The organism is Streptomyces ambofaciens ATCC 23877 (assembly GCF_001267885.1).
GTDB lineage: Bacteria > Actinomycetota > Actinomycetes > Streptomycetales > Streptomycetaceae > Streptomyces > Streptomyces ambofaciens.
In genome coordinates this window covers 4,323,534-4,347,127 of record NZ_CP012382.1, presented here as the reverse complement: position 1 = coordinate 4,347,127, position 23,594 = coordinate 4,323,534, and the positions used below count along the sequence as shown (strand labels likewise).

General features: G+C 71.5%; 28 protein-coding genes and 1 tRNA gene. 8 read left to right on the top strand and 21 right to left on the bottom strand.

Annotated features, from left to right (window positions below; all coding sequences use genetic code 11):
- Positions 1-67 precede the first annotated feature (67 nt).
- Positions 68-253 carry a hypothetical protein gene (locus tag SAM23877_RS41330; protein WP_079030307.1) on the top strand — a complete coding sequence of 62 codons (186 nt, stop codon included), beginning with the start codon at positions 68-70 and terminating at the stop codon, positions 251-253.
- A 73-nt stretch (positions 254-326) separates the two neighbouring features.
- Here SAM23877_RS41330 and SAM23877_RS19405 read toward each other — a convergent pair whose 3' ends face one another.
- Genes SAM23877_RS19405 through nth form a run of 3 tightly spaced genes read right to left on the bottom strand, consistent with a single transcriptional unit; the run spans position 327 to position 3,494 of the window.
- The gene (locus SAM23877_RS19405; protein ID WP_053134709.1) at positions 327-1,526 is read right to left on the bottom strand and encodes a MarP family serine protease; all 1,200 of its coding nucleotides are present in this window, start codon (positions 1,524-1,526) and stop codon (positions 327-329) included.
- 47 nt (positions 1,527-1,573) lie between these two features.
- Complete coding sequence (locus SAM23877_RS19400) at positions 1,574-2,308, bottom strand: NUDIX hydrolase (RefSeq protein WP_053142647.1); 735 nt, start codon at positions 2,306-2,308, stop codon at positions 1,574-1,576.
- Between the two features lie 52 nt (positions 2,309-2,360).
- Entirely contained in the window at positions 2,361-3,494 is a 1,134-nt protein-coding gene (gene nth, locus SAM23877_RS19395; RefSeq protein WP_053142645.1) for an endonuclease III, read from the bottom strand.
- A 369-nt stretch (positions 3,495-3,863) separates the two neighbouring features.
- Between nth and SAM23877_RS19390 the strand changes: the two genes are divergently transcribed.
- Entirely contained in the window at positions 3,864-4,538 is a 675-nt protein-coding gene (locus SAM23877_RS19390) for a Crp/Fnr family transcriptional regulator (RefSeq protein ID WP_003975365.1), read from the top strand.
- Positions 4,539-4,544: 6 nt separating this feature from the next.
- Here SAM23877_RS19390 and SAM23877_RS19385 read toward each other — a convergent pair whose 3' ends face one another.
- The 5 genes from SAM23877_RS19385 to sp36 all read right to left on the bottom strand — a co-directional run bounded on the left by SAM23877_RS19385 (position 4,545) and on the right by sp36 (position 8,255).
- Positions 4,545-5,387 (bottom strand): MBL fold metallo-hydrolase, encoded by an 843-nt coding sequence (locus SAM23877_RS19385; protein ID WP_053134706.1) that lies wholly within the window; start codon positions 5,385-5,387, stop codon positions 4,545-4,547.
- Entirely contained in the window at positions 5,384-6,283 is a 900-nt protein-coding gene (locus SAM23877_RS19380) for an NUDIX hydrolase (RefSeq protein ID WP_053134703.1), read from the bottom strand. The genes SAM23877_RS19385 and SAM23877_RS19380 overlap by 4 nt, the downstream gene beginning before the upstream one ends.
- 70 nt (positions 6,284-6,353) lie before the next feature.
- Positions 6,354-7,367 carry an alpha/beta fold hydrolase gene (locus SAM23877_RS19375; RefSeq protein WP_053134700.1) on the bottom strand — a complete coding sequence of 338 codons (1,014 nt, stop codon included), beginning with the start codon at positions 7,365-7,367 and terminating at the stop codon, positions 6,354-6,356.
- Between the two features lie 262 nt (positions 7,368-7,629).
- Positions 7,630-8,097 carry a RidA family protein gene (locus SAM23877_RS19370; protein WP_053134697.1) on the bottom strand — a complete coding sequence of 156 codons (468 nt, stop codon included), beginning with the start codon at positions 8,095-8,097 and terminating at the stop codon, positions 7,630-7,632.
- The gene (sp36, locus tag SAM23877_RS37575; RefSeq protein WP_003975360.1) at positions 8,094-8,255 is read right to left on the bottom strand and encodes a Sp36 family protein; all 162 of its coding nucleotides are present in this window, start codon (positions 8,253-8,255) and stop codon (positions 8,094-8,096) included. The genes SAM23877_RS19370 and sp36 overlap by 4 nt, the downstream gene beginning before the upstream one ends.
- A gap of 106 nt (positions 8,256-8,361) precedes the next feature.
- Here sp36 and bagA point away from each other — a divergent pair, with 106 nt between their 5' ends.
- Together bagA and bagB are read left to right on the top strand one after the other, a co-directional pair.
- Positions 8,362-9,339 carry an ATPase BagA gene (gene bagA, locus SAM23877_RS19365; RefSeq protein WP_053134695.1) on the top strand — a complete coding sequence of 326 codons (978 nt, stop codon included), beginning with the start codon at positions 8,362-8,364 and terminating at the stop codon, positions 9,337-9,339.
- Positions 9,336-10,781 (top strand): ATPase BagB, encoded by a 1,446-nt coding sequence (bagB, locus tag SAM23877_RS19360; RefSeq protein ID WP_053134692.1) that lies wholly within the window; start codon positions 9,336-9,338, stop codon positions 10,779-10,781. The genes bagA and bagB overlap by 4 nt, the downstream gene beginning before the upstream one ends.
- 76 nt (positions 10,782-10,857) lie before the next feature.
- Here bagB and wblA read toward each other — a convergent pair whose 3' ends face one another.
- Positions 10,858-11,196 (bottom strand): transcriptional regulator WblA, encoded by a 339-nt coding sequence (gene wblA / locus SAM23877_RS19355; protein ID WP_053134689.1) that lies wholly within the window; start codon positions 11,194-11,196, stop codon positions 10,858-10,860.
- A 460-nt stretch (positions 11,197-11,656) separates the two neighbouring features.
- Here wblA and SAM23877_RS19350 point away from each other — a divergent pair, with 460 nt between their 5' ends.
- Positions 11,657-13,945 carry a transglycosylase domain-containing protein gene (locus SAM23877_RS19350; RefSeq protein WP_053134686.1) on the top strand — a complete coding sequence of 763 codons (2,289 nt, stop codon included), beginning with the start codon at positions 11,657-11,659 and terminating at the stop codon, positions 13,943-13,945.
- Between the two features lie 159 nt (positions 13,946-14,104).
- On the opposite strand, the gene SAM23877_RS19345 is transcribed toward SAM23877_RS19350, so the two are convergent.
- Positions 14,105-14,569: a GatB/YqeY domain-containing protein gene (locus SAM23877_RS19345; RefSeq protein WP_053134683.1), complete on the bottom strand. Its 465-nt coding sequence runs from the start codon at positions 14,567-14,569 to the stop codon at positions 14,105-14,107.
- A gap of 177 nt (positions 14,570-14,746) precedes the next feature.
- Here SAM23877_RS19345 and SAM23877_RS19340 point away from each other — a divergent pair, with 177 nt between their 5' ends.
- The 3 genes from SAM23877_RS19340 to SAM23877_RS19330 all read left to right on the top strand — a co-directional run bounded on the left by SAM23877_RS19340 (position 14,747) and on the right by SAM23877_RS19330 (position 16,696).
- Entirely contained in the window at positions 14,747-15,676 is a 930-nt protein-coding gene (locus SAM23877_RS19340) for a metallophosphoesterase (protein WP_053134680.1), read from the top strand.
- Positions 15,677-15,802: 126 nt separating this feature from the next.
- Positions 15,803-16,555: a Pr6Pr family membrane protein gene (locus SAM23877_RS19335; protein WP_053134677.1), complete on the top strand. Its 753-nt coding sequence runs from the start codon at positions 15,803-15,805 to the stop codon at positions 16,553-16,555.
- Positions 16,556-16,622: 67 nt separating this feature from the next.
- A tRNA-Pro gene (locus SAM23877_RS19330) sits at positions 16,623-16,696 on the top strand.
- Between the two features lie 77 nt (positions 16,697-16,773).
- On the opposite strand, the gene SAM23877_RS19325 is transcribed toward SAM23877_RS19330, so the two are convergent.
- The 11 genes from SAM23877_RS19325 to SAM23877_RS19280 all read right to left on the bottom strand — a co-directional run bounded on the left by SAM23877_RS19325 (position 16,774) and on the right by SAM23877_RS19280 (position 23,585).
- Entirely contained in the window at positions 16,774-17,940 is a 1,167-nt protein-coding gene (locus SAM23877_RS19325) for a site-specific integrase (protein WP_032488465.1), read from the bottom strand.
- Positions 17,940-18,128 (bottom strand): helix-turn-helix domain-containing protein, encoded by a 189-nt coding sequence (locus SAM23877_RS19320; RefSeq protein ID WP_032488464.1) that lies wholly within the window; start codon positions 18,126-18,128, stop codon positions 17,940-17,942. Before SAM23877_RS19320 ends, SAM23877_RS19325 begins: the two co-directional genes overlap by 1 nt.
- Entirely contained in the window at positions 18,125-19,504 is a 1,380-nt protein-coding gene (repSA, locus tag SAM23877_RS19315; protein ID WP_032488569.1) for a replication initiator protein RepSA, read from the bottom strand. The genes SAM23877_RS19320 and repSA overlap by 4 nt, the downstream gene beginning before the upstream one ends.
- A complete protein-coding gene (locus SAM23877_RS19310) occupies positions 19,497-19,679 on the bottom strand; it encodes a hypothetical protein (RefSeq protein ID WP_053134674.1) in 183 nt (60 codons plus the stop codon). The genes repSA and SAM23877_RS19310 overlap by 8 nt, the downstream gene beginning before the upstream one ends.
- 85 nt (positions 19,680-19,764) lie before the next feature.
- Positions 19,765-20,316, bottom strand: coding sequence for a GGDEF domain-containing protein (locus tag SAM23877_RS19305; protein WP_032488567.1), 552 nt, complete (start codon positions 20,314-20,316; stop codon positions 19,765-19,767).
- Positions 20,317-20,413: 97 nt separating this feature from the next.
- The gene (locus SAM23877_RS19300; protein WP_032489179.1) at positions 20,414-20,728 is read right to left on the bottom strand and encodes a hypothetical protein; all 315 of its coding nucleotides are present in this window, start codon (positions 20,726-20,728) and stop codon (positions 20,414-20,416) included.
- A 12-nt stretch (positions 20,729-20,740) separates the two neighbouring features.
- Positions 20,741-20,896, bottom strand: coding sequence for a hypothetical protein (locus SAM23877_RS40275; RefSeq protein ID WP_011030192.1), 156 nt, complete (start codon positions 20,894-20,896; stop codon positions 20,741-20,743).
- A 9-nt stretch (positions 20,897-20,905) separates the two neighbouring features.
- Entirely contained in the window at positions 20,906-21,097 is a 192-nt protein-coding gene (locus SAM23877_RS19295) for a mobile element transfer protein (RefSeq protein WP_053134673.1), read from the bottom strand.
- A gap of 22 nt (positions 21,098-21,119) precedes the next feature.
- Positions 21,120-21,794 (bottom strand): DUF2637 domain-containing protein, encoded by a 675-nt coding sequence (locus tag SAM23877_RS19290; protein WP_032489177.1) that lies wholly within the window; start codon positions 21,792-21,794, stop codon positions 21,120-21,122.
- Between the two features lie 82 nt (positions 21,795-21,876).
- Positions 21,877-23,220: an FtsK/SpoIIIE domain-containing protein gene (locus SAM23877_RS19285; protein WP_425314761.1), complete on the bottom strand. Its 1,344-nt coding sequence runs from the start codon at positions 23,218-23,220 to the stop codon at positions 21,877-21,879.
- A gap of 14 nt (positions 23,221-23,234) precedes the next feature.
- Positions 23,235-23,585 (bottom strand): SCO3933 family regulatory protein, encoded by a 351-nt coding sequence (locus SAM23877_RS19280; RefSeq protein ID WP_032489175.1) that lies wholly within the window; start codon positions 23,583-23,585, stop codon positions 23,235-23,237.
- Between the last annotated feature and the right edge of the window lie 9 nt (positions 23,586-23,594).

Below are 23,594 nucleotides of genomic sequence, written 5' to 3'. Positions count from 1 at the left end.
GGCGCATAGGCCAATTGGGCGCCCCGAGAACGGTTATCGACCTTGGGGCGGGGGCACACGTCGGTGTATGGGCTGGACGCACGACTACAGTGACGTAGCACGCGACGGCCGCTCCACGAGCGGCGTGAGCAGCACCCACCAACGAGGCGGCACCCCGCAACTGGCGGGTGCGGACCTACGGGTGGGCATTCCGCGCATCCTGCGCCGCCGGGCCCGCTGGGTCTCCGTACGCCTTCGCCATCCACGCGGCTGAGCGCCGGCCCGCGCCCTCCGCGGGCTGAGCGCCCGGCCTCCGTGCGTCTCACGGCTGGACGGCTGAACGGCTTCTAGAGCGCGCAGCTGTCGCTGTCCACCTGCTGGTCGGCGGTGCGGCCCTGGGCGATGTCCTCACGGATCTCGTCCACGGTGAGCGCGTACCCGGTCTCGGCGTCGTCCAGGGACTTGGCGAACACCACGCCGTAGACCTCGCCCTCGGGGGTCAGCAGCGGGCCACCCGAGTTGCCCTGACGGACGGTCGCGAAGAGCGAGTAGACGTCCCGGCGGACGCTGTCGCGGTGGTAGATGTCCGGGCCGCTGGCCGTGATGCGCCCGCGTACGCGCGCCGCGCGGACGTCGTACGCCCCGTTCTCCGGGAAGCCCGCGACGATCGCTCCGTCGTCCCGGGCGGCGTCCTCGTCCGTGAACCGCAGCGCGGGCGCGCTCAGCTCCGGCACGTCCAGTACGGCGATGTCGCGCCGCCAGTCGTAGAGGACGACCGTCGCGTCGTACTTCCTGCCCTCGCCGCCTATCTGCACCGTGGGTTCGTCGACGCCGCCCACCACGTGCGCGTTGGTCATGACCCGGCGGTCCGCGAAGACGAAGCCGGTGCCCTCCAGGACCTTGCCGCAGTCGGGGGCGGTGCCCATGACCTTGACGATGGAACGCTTGGCACGGGTGGCGACCGGGCTGTTCGCCAGGGCCGGGTCGGGCGGCTGGACCGGGGTGATCGGTTCGTTGGCGAACGGGCTGAAGACCTGCGGGAAGCCGTTCCGGGCGAGGACGGAGGTGAAGTCGTCGAACCAGGTGTCCGCCTGCTGGGGCAGTGCCTCCTGCACCCCCAGCAGCACCTGCGACTGCCGGACCTCCTTGCCGATCGTCGGCATCGTCGTCTGGGCGAGCGCGGAGCCGATCAGCCAGGCGACCAGGAGCATCGCCACGACGTTGACCAGGGCGCCACCGGTGGCGTCCAGGGCACGGGCCGGGGACCAGGTGATGTAGCGGCGCAGCTTGTTGCCGAGGTGGGTGGTCAGGGCCTGGCCGACGGAGGCGCAGACGATCACCACGACGACCGCGACGACGGCGGCGGTCGTGCTCACCTCGGCGTTGTCCGTCAGGGCGTCCCAGACGACCGGCAGCAGGGAGACGGCGACGAGACCGCCGCCGAGGAAGCCGACCACCGACAGGATGCCGACGACGAAGCCCTGGCGGTATCCGACGATCGCGAACCAGACGGCGGCCAGCAGCAACAGGATGTCCAGCACGTTCACCGATTCAGGCCCCGCCTCGTCGTCCTACGCTCACACGAGTCACCCTGTCATGACCGCCAGTCCAGTGGGACCTGCTTCTCCCGGTCCCAGGGCCGCTCCCAGCCCGCGAAGTGCAGCAGCCGGTCGATGACACCGGCCGTGAAGCCCCAGACGAGCGCCGATTCGACCAGGAATGCCGGGCCCCGGTGGCCGCTGGGGTGGATGGTGGTGACTCTGTTGGCGGGGTCCGTGAGATCCGCCACGGGGACGGTGAAGACCCGCGCCGTCTCGTTCGGATCGACGGCGCCGACCGGGGAGGGCTCGCGCCACCAGGCCAGGACCGGTGTGACGACGAAGCCGCTCACCGGGATGTAGAGCTTGGGCAGGACGCCGAAGAGCTGCACTCCGGCCGGATCGAGCCCGGTCTCCTCCTCGGCCTCGCGCAGGGCGGCCCGCAGCGGCCCCTCGCCCTGCGGATCACCGTCCTCCGGATCGAGCGCGCCGCCCGGGAACGCCGGCTGGCCGGCGTGGGAGCGCAGCGTGCCGGCCCGCTCCATCAGCAGCAGCTCGGGCCCGCGGCCCGCGCCGCTCCGCCCGTCCTCGGCCGCGCTCTCGCCCCCGCCGAACAGGATCAGCACGGCGGACTGGCGGCCGGCGCCGTCCTCCGGCGGCAGGAAGCGGCTCAGCTGCCGGGGCTGCACCGTCTCGGCGGCCCGCACCACCGGGTCCAGCCAGCCGGGCAGCCCCTCCTTGCTGAGAAGCGAGCCCCGAGTGTGGCCCTGCGTGTCGCTCGCCCGTGTCATCTCCACCCCCGTCCTGCCGACTCCAACGCCCGACGCCCCCGAGATCGTTCCGTCACCCGGCCCCCAACGGGGGCGCCGGGGTCCCGCCCGCGTCCAGGTACGCCTGCGGGGGATTCAGGCGCTGGCCGGGGAAGCCACCCTTCTCGTACTTCAGCAGCTTCCTCGCCTTCTCCGGGTCCGTCTCGCCCTCGCCGTACGCCGGGCAGAGCGGGGCGATGGGGCAGGCGCCGCAGGCGGGCTTGCGGGCGTGGCAGATCCGGCGGCCGTGCCAGATCACGTGGTGGGAGAGGTCCGTCCAGTCGCTCTTGGGGAAGAGCGCGCCGACGGCCGCCTCGATCTTGTCCGGGTCGGTCTCGTCGGTCCACTGCCAGCGGCGCACCAGGCGCTGGAAGTGCGTGTCCACGGTGATGCCCGGGCGGCCGAAGGCGTTGCCGAGGACGACGAAGGCGGTCTTGCGGCCGACGCCGGGCAGTTTGACGAGGTCCGCGAGGCGGCCGGGGACCTCGCCGCCGAAGTCCTCCACCAGGGCCTTGGAGAGCCCTATGACCGACTTGGTCTTGGCCCGGAAGAAGCCGGTCGGGCGCAGGATCTCCTCGACCTCCTCGGGGTTGGCGGCGGCCAGGTCCTCGGGGGTGGGGTACTTGGCGAAGAGGGCGGGCGTCGTCTGGTTGACGCGCAGATCGGTGGTCTGGGCGGACAGCACCGTGGCCACGACGAGCTGGAACGGGTTCTCGAAGTCCAGCTCCGGGTGGGCGTACGGGTAGACCTCCGCGAGTTCGCGGTCGATGCGGCGGGCCCGGCGGACCAGGGCGGTGCGGGACTCCGCGCGCGGCGACTTCGGGGCGACGGTCTTCGCCGGGGCGACGCCCTTGACGGCGGCGGCAGCCTTCTTGGGGGCGACGGCGGGTTTCCTGGCGGGGGCCTGCCTCCTGACGGAGGCCGACTTCGCCGCGCTCCCCTTTTTGGCGGGCGCGGCCTTCTTCGAGGGCGCCGCCTTCTTCGCGGAGGGCGAGGTCTCGGCGGGCGCCGCCTTCTTCGAGGGCGCCGCCTCCTTCGCGGAGGCCGTCTTCCTGGCGGCAGCCGACGTCTTAGCGGGCGCCGCCTTCTTCTTCGCGGGCGCCGCCTTCTTCGCGGAGGCCGGCCTGGCGTCGGCGGGTACCGGGTCCTTGTCGGCGTTCTTCTTCACGGCACCCTTCTCCGCGGTCACCCTCTTGGCAGGCGCCGTCCTCTTCGTCGTTTTCGCCGTTTTCCTACCGCCATCGGGGCCCCGTTCGCCCACAGCGGAATCACGACGCACACCCACCCTCGCAGCCCCCTCGGCCTGTGCTCTCACCGGCGTTTTGGACACCCGGCCAGCCTACGGCCCGGCACCGGCATCCGCCCCGGACCCCGAAGATCGGCGCCCAATTGGACCCCTGCCGCGTACCCCAGGACACCAGTGCGGCATCCTTGTGACAGATCACACTGTTTGGACTGTCCGGCAAAATGGGCACCACGGACCCCTGGTACACCGGGGGAACAAGATCCTCTGAGCCGGTCGACAAGGAGAGAACTCGTGGACGACGTTCTGCGGCGCAACCCGCTCTTCGCGGCGCTCGACGACGAGCAATCCGCGGAGCTCCGCGCCTCCATGAGTGAGGTGACCCTCGCCCGCGGCGACACACTGTTCCACGAGGGGGACCCCGGAGACCGCCTCTACGTGGTCACGGAGGGCAAGGTCAAGCTCCACCGCACCTCCCCCGACGGGCGCGAGAACATGCTGGCGGTCGTCGGCCCCAGCGAGCTGATCGGTGAGCTGTCGCTCTTCGACCCGGGCCCGCGCACGGCGACCGGCACCGCGCTGACCGAGGTCAAGCTGCTCGCCCTCGGCCACGGCGACCTCCAGCCCTGGCTGAACGTCCGCCCCGAGGTCGCCACCGCCCTGCTGCGTGCCGTGGCGCGCCGCCTGCGCAAGACCAACGACGCCATGTCCGACCTCGTCTTCTCGGACGTGCCCGGCCGTGTCGCCCGCGCCCTGCTGGACCTGTCCCGCCGCTTCGGCGTGCAGTCCGAGGAGGGCATCCACGTCGTGCACGACCTGACGCAGGAGGAGCTGGCCCAGCTGGTCGGCGCGTCCCGCGAGACGGTCAACAAGGCACTGGCGGACTTCGCCCAGCGCGGCTGGCTCCGGCTGGAGGCCCGCGCGGTGATCCTGCTGGACGTGGAGCGGCTCGCCAAGCGCTCCCGCTGACGGACGTCAGTCGGGCAGCTGGATGAGCCCGTGCTCACCCAGGTACTCCAGCTGCGCCCGCACCGACAGCTCCGCCGCCGGCCACAGTGAGCGGTCGACGTCCGCGTACACGCGGGCGACGACCTCGCCCGGCGTCCGGTAGCCGTCCTCCACGGCCGTCTCGACCTGGGCGAGGCGGTGGGCACGGTGCGCGAGGTAGTACTCGACGGCGCCCTGGGCGTCGTCCAGGACCGGGCCGTGGCCCGGGAGCACCGTGTGCACCCCGTCGTCGGCCGTGAGCGACCTGAGCCTGCGCAGGGAGTCCAGGTAGTCGCCGAGCCGCCCGTCGGGATGGGCCACCACCGTCGTACCGCGGCCCAGGACCGTGTCGCCCGTCAGGACCGCCCGGTCGGCCGGGAGATGGAAGCACAGGGAGTCGGCCGTGTGCCCCGGGGTCGGTACGACCCTCAGCTCCAGGCCGCCGACCCCGATCACGTCACCGGCGGCCAGCCCCTCGTCGCCGAGCCGCAGCGCCGGGTCCAGGGCCCTTACGTTCGTCCGCGTCAGCTCGGCGAAGCGCGCGGCGCCCTCCGCGTGGTCCGGGTGACCGTGCGTCAGCAGGGTGAGGGCGACGCGCTTGCCCGCCCGCTCGGCCGTGTCGGCGACGTGCCGGAGATGGGTGTCGTCCAGTGGGCCCGGGTCGACCACGACGGCCAGGTCGGAGTCGGGCTCGGCGAGGATCCAGGTGTTCGTCCCGTCCAGGGTCATCGCGGAGGCGTTGGGCGCCAGGACGTTCACCGCGCGCGCGGTGGCGGGCCCCGAGAGGACACCGCCCCTGGGCTGGCCGGGCAGTGCTGCTGCGTCCGTCATGCGGGGGCTCCCCCGGTCGGGTCGGTAGGTGTGGCCGGCGCCGTGGGAGCGACGTGCTTGGTGAACTCGTCGTGCCCCGGCCAGGAGAGCACGATCTCGTCGCCGGCCAGCCGTGCCTCGGCCAGCACCGGCGTCATGTCGCGGCCCGGAGCCGACGCGAGCGCCTCGGCCGCCGTACCGCACTGCGACAGCGCGCGCAGGGTCGCGACGGTCGGCGGCATCATCAGCAGCTCGCCCTTGTCGTATCCGGCGGTCGCCTCGGCCGGGGTGATCCACACCGTGCGGTCGGCCTCCGTGGAGGCGTTGCGGGTGCGCTGCCCCTCGGGGAGGGCGGCCACGAAGAACCACGTGTCGTAGCGCCGGGACTCGAACTCCGGCGTGATCCAGCGCGCCCAGGCGCCCAGCAGGTCGGACCGCAGGACGAGGCCCCGGCGGTCCAGGAACTCCGCGAAGGAGAGCTCACGGGCGACCAGGGCGGCCCGGTCGGCCTCCCAGTCCGCGCCCGTGGTGTCGCCGACGACCGCGTCGCCGGTCCGCCCGGCCAGCAGGACGCCCGCCTCCTCGTACGTCTCCCGTACGGCCGCGCAGACGATCGCCTGGGCGGACGCCTCGTCGACGCCGAGCCGGTCCGCCCACCACGCGCGCGGGGGGCCCGCCCAGCCGATGGCACGGTCGTCGTCGCGCGGGTCGACTCCGCCGCCCGGATAGGCGTACGCGCCCCCGGCGAACGCCATGGAGGTCCTGCGGCGCAGCATGTGGACGGTGGGGCCGGAACCGGTGTCCTTCAGGAGCATGACGGTGGCCGCGCGCTTCGGGATCACCGGCGTGAGGGTGCCGGCCGCCAGCGCGCGGATGCGGTCCGGCCACTCCGGGGGGTACCACTGACCATTCGCCATGGCCGGAGGCTATCCGGTGACGGGCGGATGTTCGAGTGGTCCCCGGGGTGGCCGTGGCCCGCGGCGGCGGTCAGCCCGGGAGGCCGGCCAGCCAGTCGGTGAGCAGCCGGTTCGTCTCCTCGGGACGTTCCTGCTGGAGCCAGTGGCCGCAGCCGTCCAGGAGATGCGAGGCCGTCAGCCCGGGCAGGGTGGCGGGGTACGCCTCGATGGCGTCGGACAGCCAGGTGGTGGAGGCGTCCCGGTCGCCGCCGAGGAACAGCGACGGCTGGGTGATCGGGGCACCGCGGTGGGCGGCCAGGTCGGCCCAGTCGCGGTCCATGGCGCGGTAGCGGTTGAGGGCGCCGGTCAGGCCGGTGCGCTCGAACTCCCCGGCGTAGACGTCGAGCTCCTCCTCGGTGAGCCAGGAGGGCAGCCGCCCGTCGGCCGGGAACCGGTCGCGCAGCCTGCCGCCGGCGGCGACGAAGTGCGGGTCGGGCGCCTCGGGCGGGGGCATGGTGTCGGCGGACAGGGCGGCGTAGAAGCCGGCGAGCCAGCCGCGTACGTCGGGCTCGATCTCCGCCTCGGCCCGGCCGGGCTCCTGGAAGTAGGAGACGTAGAACTCCTGCCCGGCGAAGGGGCCGGCGGGAGCGCTCATGGCGGCGAAGACCTCGCTGGGCCTCGGGCCGCCGGGCGGGGTGTACGGCACGCTCAGCAGGCCGACCGCGCGGAACACGTCGGGCCGCAGGAGCGCCGAGTGCGCGGCCACGGTCGCACCCCAGTCGTGCCCGACGACCACGGCCGACCGCTCGCCCAGGGCCTCCACCACGGCGACGTTGTCCGCCACGAGGTCGAGCATCCGGTACGCCTCCACGGCCTCGGGCCGGGAGGAGCGCCCGTGGCCGCGCACGTCGATCGCGGCGGCGCGGAAGCCGGCGGAGGCCAGCGCGGGCAGTTGGCGGCGCCAGGAGTACCAGGACTCGGGGAAGCCGTGGACGAGCAGGACCAGGGGCCCGCTGCCCTGCTCCACCAGATGGATCCGGCCGGCCGGTGAGGGCACGAGACGGTGGACGGGGCGGTCGTGGTCGGTCGCGGGCGGCTGCGGCATGGCTCCTCCTGGCACGTGCGGTCGGACCGGTGCCGGGGACGCACGCGCCGGGGCCGCGCCCCGCTGCGGGGCCGGCCTCCGCTCCGTACGGGGCACCGGGAGCGATCCTGCGGCGCCGCCGCGGCGGAGGCGAGCTGTGTTGCCGGCCCGGCAACGACCCCGCGTCGAGCGGGGCGGCACGCGGCCCGAGGAGGCCTCACGTCACCCGGCCGGACGTACCGCCCGCGCGCGTTCCCACGGCCCTCGTGCCGAGCCGTACGGGCTACGCCTGGACGAGCTCCACCTGGACCTCGACCTCCACCGGCGCGTCCAGCGGCAGCACCGCCACGCCGACCGCGCTGCGGGCGTGGACGCCCTTGTCGCCCAGGACCTCGCCGAGGAGCTCGCTGGCGCCGTTGATCACGCCGGGCTGGCCGGTGAAGTCGGGCGCGGACGCCACGAAACCGACCACCTTCACCACGCGCGCGACGCGGTCGAGGTCACCGGCGACGGACTTCACGGCGGCCAGGGCGTTCAGCGCGCAGACGCGGGCGAGTTCCTTGGCCTCCTCCGCCGTGACCTCGCCGCCCACCTTGCCGGTGACCGCGAGCTTGCCCTCCACCATCGGCAGCTGGCCGGAGGTGTAGACGTACGGGCCGGACACCACGGCCGGCTGGTAGGCGGCCAGCGGCGGTACGACCTCCGGCAGCGTCAGGCCCAGCTCGGCCAGCCTGGCCTCGACGGCGCTCATGCCTGCTTCTCGCGCTTCAGGTAGGCCACCAGCTGCTCGGGGTTGTTCGGCCCGGGCACGACCTGGACGAGCTCCCAGCCGTCCTCGCCCCAGGTGTCCAGGATCTGCTTCGTGGCGTGGACGAGCAGCGGCACGGTTGCGTATTCCCACTTGGTCATGTGGCCGACTCTAGCCGCTGCCCGACGCGCCTCCGGCGGCCGACCACGGCGACGTTGTCCACAGCCTCCCGCGTACTCCGCGCGCGGACTGGTTACGCTCGAATACGTGAGCAGGCTCCAGGTCGTCAGCGGCAAGGGCGGAACCGGCAAGACCACGGTGGCCGCGGCCCTCGCGCTGGCCCTGGCCACCGAGGGGAAGCGCGCGCTTCTCGTCGAGGTCGAGGGTCGCCAGGGCATCGCGCAGCTCTTCGAAACCGAAGCGCTGCCTTATGAGGAGCGGAAGATCGCCGTCGCTCCCGGGGGCGGGGAGGTGTACGCCCTCGCCATCGATGCGGAACGGGCCCTTCTCGACTACCTCCAGATGTTCTACAAACTGGGGAGCGCCGGACGGGCCCTGAAGAAGCTCGGGGCGATCGACTTCGCGACCACGATCGCGCCCGGTGTCAGGGACGTCCTGCTGACCGGCAAGGCGTGCGAGGCGGTGCGGCGCAAGGACAAGAGCGGACGGTTCGTCTACGACCACGTCGTGATGGACGCCCCGCCGACCGGCCGCATCACGCGCTTCCTCAACGTCAACGACGAGGTGGCCGGCCTCGCGAAGGTCGGCCCGATACACAATCAGGCGCAGGCGGTGATGCGGGTGCTGAAGTCGCGCGAGACGGCCGTGCACCTGGTGACGCTGCTGGAGGAGATGCCCGTCCAGGAGACCGCGGACGGCATCGCCGAGCTGCGGTCGGCGCGGCTCCCGGTGGGGCGGGTCATCGTCAACATGGTCCGGCCCTCGGTGCTGGACGCGACCGATCTGGAGCTCGTGCGGAGCACACCGCGTACGGCGCTCGCGCGGTCGCTGTCCGGGGCCGGGCTCGGCGGGGCGCGGCGGGGCGGGCACGCCGAGCGGCTGGTGGACCCGCTCCTGGGGCAGGCCGAGGAGTACGCCGAGCGGTACGCGCTGGAGCAGGAGCAGCGGGCCGTCCTGGGCGATCTGGACCTGCCCCTGCTGGAACTCCCGCTGCTCTCCGAGGGCATGGATGTGGCGGGGCTGTACGAACTGGCCACCGAGCTGCGGAAGCAGGGGATCGCATGAGTCCGGACCCGGCCCGGCCCCAGGAGGGCGCGCGGCGCCTGAGCCCCGCGCGGGTACTGGACGTCGACCCGTTGCTGGAGGACCCGAAGACCCGCATCGTGGTGTGCTGCGGCTCGGGCGGCGTCGGCAAGACGACCACCGCGGCGGCCCTCGGCCTGCGTGCCGCCGAACGGGGCCGCAAGGTCGTCGTCCTCACCATCGACCCGGCCCGGCGGCTCGCCCAGTCCATGGGCATCGACTCCCTGGACAACACCCCGCGCCGGGTCAAGGGCGTCGACGACTCCGCGGGCGGCGAGCTGCACGCCATGATGCTCGACATGAAGCGCACCTTCGACGAGATCGTCGAGGCGCACGCGGATCCCGGCCGGGCGGCGGCGATCCTGGGCAACCCCTTCTACCAGTCGCTCTCGGCGGGCTTCGCGGGCACGCAGGAGTACATGGCGATGGAGAAGCTGGGACAGCTTCGGGCGAGGGACGAATGGGACCTCATCGTCGTCGACACTCCGCCGTCCCGTTCGGCACTGGACTTCCTGGACGCGCCCAAGCGCCTCGGGTCCTTCCTGGACGGCAAGCTGATCCGCCTCCTGCTGGCCCCGGCGAAGGTCGGCGGCCGGGCCGGCATGAAGTTCCTGAACGTCGGGATGTCGATGATGACGGGCGTCCTGGGAAAGGTGCTGGGCGGGCAGTTCCTGAAGGACGTGCAGACCTTCGTGGCCGCGATGGACTCGATGTTCGGCGGCTTCCGTACCCGCGCGGACGCGACGTACAAGCTGCTCCAGGCGCCCGGGACGGCGTTCCTGGTCGTCGCGGCCCCGGAGCGGGACGCACTGCGCGAGGCCGCGTACTTCGTGGAGCGGCTGGCGGCCGAGGACATGCCGCTGGCCGGTCTGGTGCTCAACCGGGTCCACGGCAGCGACGCCGACCGGCTGTCGGCCGAGCGGGCGCTCGCCGCCGCGGAAAATCTTGAGGACCGTCGCATTGTGGATCAGGACGGCGGGAAAGCTGGAGTTCGTAACTCTCCCGACGTGCAAGGAAGTTCAGACGCTCCCGAGCCCTCCCTCTCACCCGCGACCGCCCCCGAGGCCGACCCCTCGTCGGAGACCGACCTCGCACCCGAGACCGAGCACGCCTCTGAGACCGGCCCCGCCTCCGGGTCCACCCCCGAGCCCCGACCTTCTGCCGACGCCCCTCCCGAGGCTGCCGACGCGCCGGAGCGGTCCGTCGACCAGCTCGCCGCGGGCCTGCTGAGGCTGCACGCCGATCGGATGCACCTGCTCGCCCGCGAGCAGCGCACGCGCGACCGCTTCACCGCGCGTCATCCCGAGGTGGCGGTCACCGAGGTGGCCGCGCTGCCCGGCGACGTGCACGACCTCGCGGGGCTGCGGGACATCGGGGACCGTCTCGCGACGAGCCGACCCGAGCTGCCCGAGCCCGGCGCCTGACCGGCCCCCGGGTCCCTGGGCGCCCCGGGGACGCACGTACCCGAGGCGTGCGTGCGTGGGGAAGACCCCGGCCGCCTCAGCCCACGGCCGCGAAGTTCTCGTAGACCTCGTCGTCGTCGAGGGGCACGATGCCGACCCCTCGCTCGTACTCCGTCCGCGCCGTCTCCAGCAGTCGGCGCCAGGAGGTCACGGTGGGCCGCCGGCGCAGCAGTGCGCGGCGCTCCCGCTCCGTCATGCCTCCCCACACGCCGAATTCGACGCGGTTGTCGAGCGCGTCGGCCAGGCACTCGGTCCGCACCGGACATCCGGTGCACACCGCCTTGGCCCTGTTCTGCGCTGCTCCCTGAACGAACAGTTCGTCCGGATCGGTAGTGCGGCAGGCGGCCTGCGCACTCCAGTCGGTTACCCAGCCCATACCGGCGCCGTCCTCTCCCGAATCGAGGCTCCCCCACGGCGGCAGCGGCATATTCACCGCCGCCAGTTGAGGACGTTACGGAAGGTGGGCACAGCGCAACACCCCCTTCGGGCCCAATCTTGAATGGCCCGAACGGACTATGGGTAAGCGGCAGATCACCCGGGGGAGTGAGCTGGCGACATACGCGACGATCCCGGCATCAGGGTCGTTTCAGTTGCGCCACAACGGACACCAATTGACACACAAGGCGGTTTCGGACACGTATCCCACACGCCGTGGCACGCGCCCGTACACACCAACACGCCCCCCAGGGGCGCCTCTCGGAAAAAACTCGAGCGGATCCGGAACGATTCGGGGTCGCCGGACGTATTGATACGTGGCCTCACTGCTGTGACAGTTGAGTGCAGCTTAGGCCAAGGCATTCACGCGTGTCCGGCGAATGAGAACGTAGGCTGCCTCCATGCCAAAGAAGCGCTCGGGCGGTGGTCTGTCGCCAACGCAGCAGGCCGCCAAGTTCCTCGGTGTCAGTGTGCTCGCGGGAGCCGTGCTGGCCGGCATCGCGTTGCCCGCAGTGGGCGCGCTGGGGCTGGCGGCCAAGGGTTCGGTGGAGAGCTTCGACGCTCTCCCGGCCAACCTGAAGACTCCCCCGCTGAGCCAGCGCACCGCCATCCTCGACGCCGAGGGCGGCACCATCGCCACGGTCTACTCGCGCGACCGCACGGTGGTCGCCCTGAAGGACATCTCGCCGTACATGCAGAAGGCGATCGTCGCGATCGAGGACTCGCGCTTCTACGAGCACGGCGCGGTCGACCTCAAGGGCGTCCTGCGCGCGCTCAACAAGAACGCCCGTAGCGGAGGGGTCTCCGAGGGCGCGTCCACGCTCACGCAGCAGTACGTCAAGAACGTCTTCGTGGAGGAGGCCGGCGACGACCCGACGAAGGTCGCGCAGGCCACCCAGCAGACCATCGGCCGCAAGATCCGCGAGCTGAAGCTCGCGATCCAGGTCGAGGAGGAGCTGGGCAAGAAGAAGATCCTCGAGAACTACCTGAACATCACGTTCTTCGGCCAGCAGGCCTACGGCATCGAGGCGGCCGCCCAGCGTTACTTCTCCAAGTCCGCCAAGGACCTCAACGTCCAGGAGTCCGCGCTCCTGGCCGGCATCGTCCAGTCACCCAGCCGGTACGACCCGGTCAACGACGAGGCGGAGGCCGTCAAGCGGCGCAACGTGGTCCTGACCCGCATGGCGCAGGTCGGCGACATCTCCGAGGCGGAGGCCGCCAAGGCGAAGGAGGCGCCGCTCGGGCTGAAGGTCAGCCGGCCCAAGAACGGCTGCATCACGGCCGTCAAGGGCGCGGGCTTCTTCTGCGACTACGTCCGCGCGGTGTTCCTGAGCGACCCGGTCTTCGGCAAGACCAAGGAGGACCGGGCCAAGGTCTGGAACCAGGGCGGTCTGACGATCCGCACGACCATGAGCCCGCAGGCGCAGGAGTCGGTGCAGCAGTCGATCAAGGACCACGTCTACAAGAAGGACGACGTGGCGACCGCGGCCACCATCGTCGAGCCCGGCACCGGCAAGATCGTCGCGATGGGCCAGTCCCGCCCGTACGGCGTCGACATCAAGAACGGCGAGACGACCCTCAACCTGTCCGTCAACAGCGCCATGGGCGGCGGCGCGGGCTACCAGCCCGGTTCGACGTTCAAGCCGATCGTGGCCGCCGCGGCCATCGAGGGCGGCATGCCGGCGACGAAGTCGTACTCCTCGCCGTACGAGATGGAGTACCCGAGCCCGGTCGCGGCCTGCGACGGCAAGAACTGGGTGAACAACGAGGGTGCCGAGCTCGCCAACGAGAACGAGACGGAGGTCGGCCCCTACGACATGCGGGAGGCGACCGCCAAGTCGGTCAACACCTACTACGTCCAGATGATCAGCGACATCGGCATCTGCCCGGTGACGCAGATGGCCCAGAAGATGGGCGTCGAGCGCGCCAACGGGAACGAGCTGGAGCAGACGCCGTCCATCGCCCTCGGCGTCACCGAGGTGTCCCCGCTGACCATGGCGAGCGCCTACGCGGCCTTCGCCTCGCGCGGCATGTACTGCACGCCGGTCGCCATCGAGTCGATCAGCCAGCGGATCGGCAACAAGAGCAAGTCGCTCGAGGTGCCGAAGTCCACGTGCTCGCGGGCCATGTCCGAGACGACGGCCGACACCGTCAACACGCTCCTCAAGGGCGTGGTCGAGGACGGTACGGGTCAGCAGGCCGGCCTCGACAGCCGTCCGAGCGCCGGCAAGACCGGTACGACGGACGAACGCTTCGCGGCCTGGTTCGTCGGTTACACGCCGGACCTGGCGGGCGCCGTGTGGGTCGGCGACCCCAAGCACGAGCGGAAGATGGTCGACATCACCATCGGCGGCGTCCCGCACGAGAAGGTCTTCGGCGGCGAGGTCCCCGGCCCGATCTGGGGCGACATGATGGCGGGCGCGCTGGAGGGCACACCGCCCAACCCCTTCAACCTCGTCGACATCCCGGACAGCAAGGACAAGGACAAGGGCCGCGGCAACGACGGCGGACGGGGTGACGACGGCGGCCGGGACGACGGCGGCAACGGCGACGAGGGCAACGAGGCCGGTGGTGTCATCGGCGGCCTGATCGACGGCGGCACGGGCAGCGGCGGCGGCGACGGTGGCTTCCCCGGCAACATCTTCCAGGGACAGGGCAACGGCGGCGGCATCGGCGGACGGCGCGACTGAGTCCGTCCCCCGCCGCCCCGTACGCCTATCCCGTACGCACGAAGGCCGGTGGCCCTCACCGAGAGGTGAGGGCCACCGGCCTTCTTCGCTTGTACCGGCTACGGGATCAGCCGGTGGTACCCGGCTACGGGGATCAGCCAGTGGCGCCCGGTCACGGGGTCAGCCCGCCAGCAGCTTCTTCACCGCGGCGGCGACCCGGCCGCCCTCGGCCTGCCCGGCCACCTTCGGGTTCACGATCTTCATGACGGCGCCCATGGCCCGCGGCCCCTCCGCACCGGCCGCCTTCGCCTCCTCGACGGCCTGCGCGACGATCGTGTTCAGCTCGTCGTCCGACAGCTGCTTCGGCAGGTAGGCGGCGAGCACCTCGCCCTCCGCCTTCTCCCGCTCGGCGCTCTCGGGGCGGCCACCCTGCGCGAAGGCGTCCGCGGCCTCACGACGCTTCTTCGCCTCGCGGGTGATCACCTTCTGTACCTCGTCGTCGGAGAGCTCGCGCTTCTCCTTGCCCGCGACCTCCTCCTTGGTGATCGCGGCGAGCGTCAGCCGGAGCGTCGAGGAGCGGAGCTCGTCGCGCTCCTTGATCGCGGCGTTGAGGTCGTCCTGCAGCTTCGACTTGAGCGTGGTCATGGGGGTGATTGTCGCAGGTGCGGGAGGAAGGACGCCTGCCGATTTCGCGGCCCTCGTGATTCCCGTCCGGAGACTCTCGTCGCTCCCGGCCGGCCCCGGTGGCCCCGTCACGGCCCGGAGGGGGCCGTGCGTCCGGCGGCCGCTCGCTTCCGGCACGGCTTCTGACACGATGGACGTATGCGCGCGCGATACGGAGTACCCCTGGGAATCACGGCGGTTGGCGCCGCCGGTCTGGTCTACGCGGCGGGTTTCGAGGCCCGTTCGTTCCGCCTGCGACGGGTGACGATCCCCGTCCTGCCCTCCGGAATGCGCCCGCTGCGCGTGCTCCAGGTGTCCGACATCCACATGGTCGGCGGCCAGCGCAAGAAGCAGCGCTGGCTGCGCTCGCTGGCCGGCCTGCGTCCCGACTTCGTGATCAACACCGGCGACAACCTGTCCGACCCGGACGGTGTCCCGGAGGTCCTGGACTCCCTGGGCCCCCTGATGGAGTTCCCGGGCGCCTATGTCTTCGGCTCCAACGACTACTACGGCCCCAAGCTGCGCAATCCCGCGCGGTACCTGATCGAGAAGGCCCAGGGCCGTCACGGCCTGAACGGCAACGCGCCCGCCGAGGGTGTCGTCCACAACCCGTGGGAGGACCTCCGTGACGGCTTCGACGCCGCCGGCTGGCAGAACCTCACCAACACGCGCGGCACGCTCAAGGTCGAGGGCGTGTCCGTCGAGCTGACGGGACTGGACGACCCGCACATCAAGCGGGACCGGTACGCGGAGGTGGCGGGCGGCCCGTCGGGCGCGGCGGACTTCTCGATGGGCGTGGTCCACGCGCCGTACCTGCGCGTCCTGGACTCCTACACGGCGGACGGCTATCCCCTGATCCTCGCCGGCCACACCCACGGCGGCCAGCTGTGCATCCCCTTCTACGGTGCCCTGGTCACCAACTGCGACCTGGACACGGACCGTGTGAAGGGCCTGTCCACACACACGGCGGAGGGCCGTACCGCCTACCTCCACGTGTCGGCGGGCTGCGGCACCAACCGCTACACCCCGGTCCGTTTCGCCTGCCCGCCGGAGGCGACGCTGCTGACGCTGGTGGGCCGGGAGCGGTGACCGGCGGAGGAGCGGGGCCGGGGGCCTGAAGCCGGGAGCGGTGATCGGCGGGGCCTCGCGGGGTCCGGTAACCCACACGGCTCACCCCGCATAGCCCGTTATGTCTGGTATGCCTAGCTTGATGCCATGACAGCCTCGATACCCAGGGACATCCCGGACCTCCCCGCGGTCCCGCGCCCGCCCAAGCTGCTGCCCTCGCCGGTCCCGGCGACGGCCGTCGTGACCCCTGTACGCCGGCCGCTGGTCGCCGCCTTCCGCCTCGTCACCGCGGTGCTGGCGCTGACGGGCGTGACGGCACAGCTCCTCCTGGGTGGCCCCGCGAGCAGGACCCTGAGCCACTTCACGGCGCAGAGCAGCATCCTGCTGTCCCTGGTCATGCTCGCCTCGGCCCGTCGCGCCTGGTCCGCCCGCCGCCCCCTGTCGGGTGCCCTCACCGGCGCGGCGCTTCTCTACGTCACCGCCGCAGGCCTCGTCCACCACCTGCTCCTGGCCAACCCGGCGAGCCCGTTCGCGGTGCCGGGCAGCACGGGCGCCGGCGGCTGGGACACGGTCGCGGCCCACCTGCTCAACACGGCCGTCCCCGTCGCCGCGGCCCTCGACTGGCTGCTCCTCAGCGTCCCCGGCCGTCTGCACCTGCGCCAGGCCGCCGCGTGGATCCTCTACCCCCTGGCCTACCTGGCCTTCACCCTGGCCCGCGGCGAGCTCCTGCTCCCCGGCACCGAGGGCCGCTACCTCTACCCCTTCCTCGACGTCGACCAGCACGGCTACAAGGGCGTCCTCGGCAACGCCCTCCTCCTCGGCCTCGCCCTCTACGCCCTGGGCGTTCTCCTCGTGGCCCTGGACCACATCCGCCCGAACCCCCTCCGCCGCCGCCGGTAATCCGGATTTCGCCTCCGGCCCCCGGTGGGCTAAAGTAAACGACGTCGCCGCGACGAGCAGCGACAATCGGGGTGTGGCGCAGCTTGGTAGCGCGCTTCGTTCGGGACGAAGAGGTCGTGGGTTCAAATCCCGCCACCCCGACAGAGAAACACCAGGTGAGGCAGACCGTAACGTTACGGTCTGCCTCACCTGTTTTCTGTGCGTGTCTATCTGCGTGACTATCGCGCCGGACCCCGCTTGAAGATGCCGTCCATGACCACAGCGCCGGTCTGGATGACGGGCCGGATCTGCTTCCGGTAGACCTCCTCAGTCACGGCCGTACCGGAGTGTCCGACGAGCCGGGAGATCTCCTCCAGCGGGACGCCGCGGTCGGACAGCAGGGACACGAAGCTGTGCCTCAGCTCCCTCGGTGTCCACTCGTCGGCGTTGATCCCGTTGGCATCCTTGAGCGCCTGGCGGAAGGCGCGCCGGACGTTAGTCGCGTCGAGCGGCTTGCCAACGGCCGACGAGAAGACCAGGCCGTGTTCCTCCCACTTGTCACCGGCGGCGAGCCGTTCCCAGCCCTGGTCCTCAAAGTGCTGCCAGAGGACCTCCACGCAACGCGCCGGCAGGGCGAGCGTTCGCCGAGACTTCCGGGTTTTCGTGTCCCCACCGCGCCGGACCGAGCGCCAGACGGCGATGTGCGGAGGCTGCGGCGGCTCAACGTCCGGACTTCCCTTGAGGAAGACGTGGTCCCAGGTCAGCGCCCGCAGCTCCTCGGTGCGCGCACCGGTCAGCAGGGCGACGACGATGTAGGCGTGCATCGACGTGCCCTCGGCAGCATTCAGCACCGCCTCGGCCTGGGCGAAGGTGAGCGCCTTGGACGGCCGGCCAGGCTGGCCCTGGGGCACAGAGCACAGCTCCACCACGTTGCGCTTCACCTTGTCACGCGCCATGGCCCGCTTGACCGCCCGGTTCAGGCAGGAGTGGACCGCCTGAAGGCTGCGCGTGCTCAGAGTCTGAGCCTTGGCGGCCAGCCAGCGGTCGACGTCCTCTGCGCTGAGGTCACGCAGCTTCCGGGCACCCAAACCCGGTATGACGTGCTTCTGGCTTAGGTGGGTGCAGTTCTCGACGGTGCGCTGGTCACGGCCAGCGAGACCGTAGGCAAGCCAGTCGTTCACCGCGTCGGCGACGGTGTACCCCGTGGGTGCGATCGCGAGACCGTCTTCGTGGTCACGCAGAACCTCTTTGAGCTTGTTCTTGGCCTCCGTCTTGGTCTTGCCACTCCCCCGCTTGACGATCCGCTTACCGCTCGGATCGAAGCCGAGGTTCGCCGTGGCGATCCAGCGCTGTCTCTTCTCGTCCCAGTGGAGGCCGCCGTCACCCCGGCTACGTCGCTTGGCCATCAGATGGCCTCTCCCAACTGGTCCTGAATGAAGTCGCGTACGGCGTCGGTGGGTACTCGACGCGCTCCGTCGATCTTGATGGAGGCAAGGCGGCGGGTGCGGATGAGGTCGTAGACCTTGCTGCGTCCAACCTTCAGCCGCGCCATGACTTCCGGCACGGTCAGCAGCTCTGGAGTGACGGTGGTCATGCTGCGACTCCTTCCTGGTCGAGTTGGTCGCGTACGGCTTCACGAGCTGTCTCGCGGTTGAGCTGGAGGTTCCGGGCGATGGTGGCGGCGAGCACGGATTCGCCGGGGGTGTGGCCGTGGCCGGCGTACTGCCAGTCGGCGAGGACGAGGACGGTGTCCGGCTCGCGGTCGTCCAGGGCGAGGGCGGCGTGTTCCTGTGCGGCGCGGTAGTCGGCGCGGGCCTGGCGGAGGGCGCCGAGGGTGGTGGAGTAGCGGCGGGATTTGGAGGAGAAGTGGCCGCGGAAGCCGAGCATGTGCGCCCAGGCCCACAGGCGGCGTTCGGGGTACAGGGGATCGAGCATCTTGCAGGCTTCGACCAGGCGGCGGGTGTGGTCGGGGACGTCGTGCCGGTCGAGTTCGGACAGCTCCCCGATGCGGCGGTCGAGGGTGCCGGTGTTCTCGGCGGCCTTGGTGGCGTACTTGGCAACGTAGGAGGCGACGGCCTGTTCGGTGATGTCGGAGCCGTCTCCGAACGCCTTGACCGGGCGCACGTCGAGCTGTGTGCCCCACCGGAAGGTCCGGGCCGGTTGGTCCTCGGCGGCCGGGACCGAGACGGAGGTGTAGGAGTGCGCGGCGGCGGCTCGGATCGCGTCGGCGAGGAGGGCGACCGTGGCCCAGGCCGGTGGCGTGGTGTCGGGCCCCTCCGGTCCGTCGAGCCTGATCACGGCATGGAAGTGCAGGGCACCACGCTTCTGGAACTCGGCGACCTTGCCGTAAGAGACTCGAAGGCAGTCGGGGAGTTCCCGGCGGGAAAGGCCGGCGCGGGCGGCGATCTCACGGCGCAATCGTGTAGTGAAGCGCTGCCAGAGCTGTCCGGCGTGGTTGTTGAACAGGACGGCGCCCGCGTAGTCGTACGTCGTCGGGTCGAGGGCGGCGCCCAACTCCGGGGCGTCCGGGGCGTGGCGGGTGCCGCAGCGGCAGGTGCCGTGGTCGGGTCGGTTGTGGACTGGGCCGAAGGAGGGGGCGGTGAGGGTGGCGAACACGCGCGGGTGGTCTCGGACGGTGGCGGGAATGTCGCGGCGGTCGTCTCCGGCGAGTCCGGCGCGGATGAGGTGGTAGGTGTCGCCCGCGTAGGTCCAGGCGCAGGAGGGGCAGCGGGAGGCGCGGCGGTTGCCGCAGGCGAGGCGGAGGCGTCCGCCGGGCTCAACGGCGGTTGTGTAGTGGTGCAGGGTCTCGCCGGTGGTCTTGTCCTTGTGGAGGGTCCAGCCGGTGAGGTGGATGGGGTTGGCGCCAGCGCCGGTGCGGCGGATCTGGTCTTCCCAGCGGGCGTAGTCAGGGGCCGAAGCCACCCTCAGCAGGTCGCCGAGGGTGGTCGGGTCGAGCAGGGTGTCAGGCACGGGCGCCCTCCCGCGTGGGGCGGGTGGTGGTGCCGGTGCCGTGGCAGGCCGGGCAGTGGGCGGTGATGGTGCGCAGGTGGCCGCGGGCGTTGCGGCCGCCGGTGGTGATGTGGACGGAGGCGAAGCCGTCGCAGGCCGGGCAGATCCTCGGCCGGGGCGGGGTGTAGTGGGCCATGATGGTGGTTCCTTTCGATTGCGGTTGGAAGGGACGGCCCCGGGTGGCGGCGTGCTTGGCGGCTTGTGCGCCACCCGGTGGCCGGTCAGCGAGCAGGGCGCGAGCCCCGGCGGCTACGGCCCTTGGCGGCGTACATGGCCGCATCAGCGGCGGCGAGGGCATCGGTGAGCGCGGGCACCGGCAGCTCAGCGACGCGGCAGACCCCCACCGAGGCGGCCAGCGGCAGGGCGGTGCCGTCGTAGTTCGTGGGCTGGTGGAGTGCGGTGGTGAGGGCGTCGAGGTCGACGGCGTCCAGGTCGCGGATGGCGGTGACGAATTCGTCTCCGCCGAGTCGGCCGGCGGTTCCGTGGCGTCCGCACCAGCTGCTCAGGCGGTGGGCGGTGGCGATGAGGGCGGCGTCTCCGGCGGCGTGGCCGTGGGTGTCGTTGAGGGTTTTGAAGTGGTCGAGGTCGACCAGGAGCACGGCCGCGCGGGGGTGGCGGTGGATGCAGTGTTCGGCGCGGGCGGTCCATCCGGCGCGGGTGTGCAGGCCGGTCAGGGGGTCGCGGCGGGCGGAGGCGAGGCGGCGGGTGAGGACGCTTCCGTGCAGGGCCCAGCCGAGTAACGGCAGGAGGGTCGCGGCTGTCTGCGGGTCCACGGTGTTCTCCTTTTGGCGATGGCGGTTGGTTTGGCGGGACGGTCAGCCCGGGGGCGGCGGCGTGCTTGGCGGCTTGTGCGTCGCCCCGGTGATTCGTTCAGCGGCGGTGCTGGGCGTTGACGAGTGAGCGGATGACCAGGGCGCAGATGGCCAGCGAGGCGGCGGTGACGGCGGCCGCGAGGAGCATGGAGACCAGGACGGCGCCGACGACCAGGACGACGGCGGTGCCGCCGCCGACGAGGGCGAGCGCGGTGCCCGGGGTGAGGTGGAAGACCGGGCGGGACGGAGCCGGGGCGGTGGGGGCCGGTGACGGGGCCGGGGTGCCGGGCGTGATGGTCGTCGGCTCGACGACGGCGGGCGGGGTGACCGTGCCGGTGGGCTGGGGCATGGTCGGGTGCTTGGGCCGGAACATGGGCGGATCTCCTTACTTGACGGCGGTGTCGATGACCGGGGCCAGGAGGCTGTCGGCGAGGAGGTAGCCGCCGAGGAGGAGAACGGCGATGAGCCACCAGGGCGGGCGGATGAGCTTGACGCCGAGGACTCCGACGCAGAGCAGGGCGAACCAGAGCGGGACGTCCACGGGGGCCTCCTAGCTGACCTTGCAGCGGTGGGTGCGGGCGGCGAGCTGTGCGGCGGACTGGGCGGTGTAGTCGGCGGACCAGCCGCAGCGGTCGTTGGTGCACACGGCGGCGTGCTTGGTGCGGCCGTGGCGGTCGCGGTGGGTGCCGATCTGCACGGGGCCGATCCGCATCACGGAGTGGAAGTGGTCGCGGGCAGGCATGAGGCGTCGTTCTCCTTTCGGGTCAGGCGAGCTGGGCGGCGATGGCGTCGGCGAGCTGGGGCGGGACGCCGAGGCGGGTGCGGAGTGTGTCGGTGTCGATAGGGCTGCCGGTGCGGTGTTCGTGGTCGGCGGCGACCTTGCGGGCGTGGTCGATCAGTGCAGCCGGGACCGGCGGGGCGGGAACCGCGGGCGGAGCCGGGGCCTGCTGGAGTCCGGGTGCGGGGAGTTCCGGGGGTTCTTCGGTGTCGTCCACGCGCACGAGGTCGTGTTCGTCCGTGAAGGCCGGGGGTTCGGGCGCCGGTTGGGTGGGTGCCGGCGCTTCCGGCTCGTGGTGGGTGGCGGTGTGGGCGAGGAGGGTGCCGCCCATGAAGGCCAGGGCGGGCCAGGCGGCGACGAGGATGCGAAGCCAGGCCGGGACGTCGTTCAGGTCGAGGAGTCCGGCGGTGGCGACGTTGGCGCCGAGCGAGGCGACCAGGGCGATGACGAACCAGGACCAGGCCAGCCGGGACGGTCCGTCGGTGCGCAGTCGGCGCCAGGCTGCGACCAGGAGCAGGTCGACCGAGACGGGGTAGGCCCAGGCTTTCCAGCCGTCCTGTCCGGCAGCGGCGGCCAGGTCGTGAAGGTGGGCGAAGGACAGTGCCCCGGCGATGACGGCCTGGACGAGCACGGCGTCGATGCGGAGAGCGGGGCGGGCCATCACGTCTCCTTCCTGTCTTCAGGCATGGGAGGGGTAGGGAGCTGGCACGAAGGGTGGTCGCGCCGACCGAGGAGCGGGTAGGTCAGGCGGTGGCGGGGGCTGTCTTGGACAGCGGCACCCGGGCCTGGGGCAGCGGGGCGAGGGCAGGCCGGAAGGCGGCCAGCGCGGGCACATCAGGTGTGCGGTCGGCGTGCTTGTTGCAGATGTTCACGGCCTCGCGCAGCGTGGTGTGCGGGGCGCGGATACGGGCCCAGCCGCCTGTCGAGTCACCGGTGACAGCGACGCCGGGTGTGTCGGTGGGGATCTGGATGGCAGCCAGGACGGCATCGGGTGACACGTCACCGAAGGCCATGTTCGCGGACGTTTCGTCGTTGACGCGGTGGGCGGTACGGCCGGTGAGCTGGGCACGGAGCATGGTGATTCCCTTGCCGAGTTCGGAGCCGAAGCGCTGCCCGCAGATTTCGAGGTAGATGCCAGCGGCGCGGCCGAGCTGGGCGAGGCGGACCAAGGCAGTGATGATGCGGTCGCGGCGCTTCTCTTCGTCCTTGGTGGCGAAGAGAGCGAGTTCGGCGACCTCGTCGACCAGGACCACGACCGGCACTGGCCGCAGGTCCTCGCGCAGGTCCCAGATATCGGCGGCGATCTCCGCATCCGGCACGGCGACGCTGATGCGCTGCTCGGCCCGGATGAGCTGGTAGACGTCCTCCATGTGTCCGACGAGCGCTTCGAGGAGATCGAGGGCGGTGTCGGGGTTGTCGGCGAGCGCGGAGAACCGGCGGGCCAGCGGGAACAGTTCCACGCCTTGCTTGCAGTCGATGCCGACCAGGGCAACATGGTGCGGAGCGAGCCCGGCGACCAGATTGCGCTGGTAGACGGACTTCCCGGACTCCGTGGCCCCCAGGGTCAGACCGTGCGGGACGGCACGGTAGTCGCGGTAGTGCACCGCACCGTCCTCCCGCAGCGCCACAGGGATGCGCATCGGCCGCGTCTCGGCTGTGGCGGGCATCTGCACCCGCTGGAGGACGTCGTAGCCGGTCATCCGCACCTCGACCACACCTGAGCGCAGTTCACGGGAGGTGACGCCGTAGACGCCGAAGGAGTGGCGGAGTCGGTCGGTGGTGGCGGCCACGTCGAAGGCATCCTGTCCCGGCCGGAGCTTGAGCCGCAGGACCAGGCCGGTACGAGTGGGACGTAACCGCAAGATGCGCGGCGGCCGGGACTCAGGCGCCGGCCGATTCGCCATCCGGGCCAGAGCCAGCCGCCAGCGTGAGGGCGGGACCGTCAGCCCGCACGCTTCCATGACCGAGGCGTAGCGGACCAGGACCCGCACCGTCGCGACCAGGGCCCCGAAGGTGAGCCAGTACCAGGCGGGGCGCCGCCACCGCAGGAGACCCGCAGCAGCGACGACCACAACCACAGCGACCATGAACCACGTCATGATCAGGCAGCCTTCGAGCCCGCAGCGGTCAGCGACGTGACCGCGACCGCGCGGAACGCGATGCCGTGCCGCTTCTGGCCGTTGAACTCGTTCTCCCACGGCCGGGCGATGAGCCCCGTCAGCGCGACCGGGGTACCCATGGCCAGTTCACCGGAGATACCGGTCTCCGGGACGGTCACGGACAGAATCTCGACTTCGTCGTTGGCCGCGAACATCACGTTCACGGTCATGAGCTTGGCACCGGTCTCGGCGTCGACGGCCAGCTCACCGGTCCGGCGGTCCTTCACCTTCGGCTCCGGAGTCTTGGCGACCATCACGGTTGCGGCGGAGGTGTCGACGGGGATCTGACGCACAGCGGATCA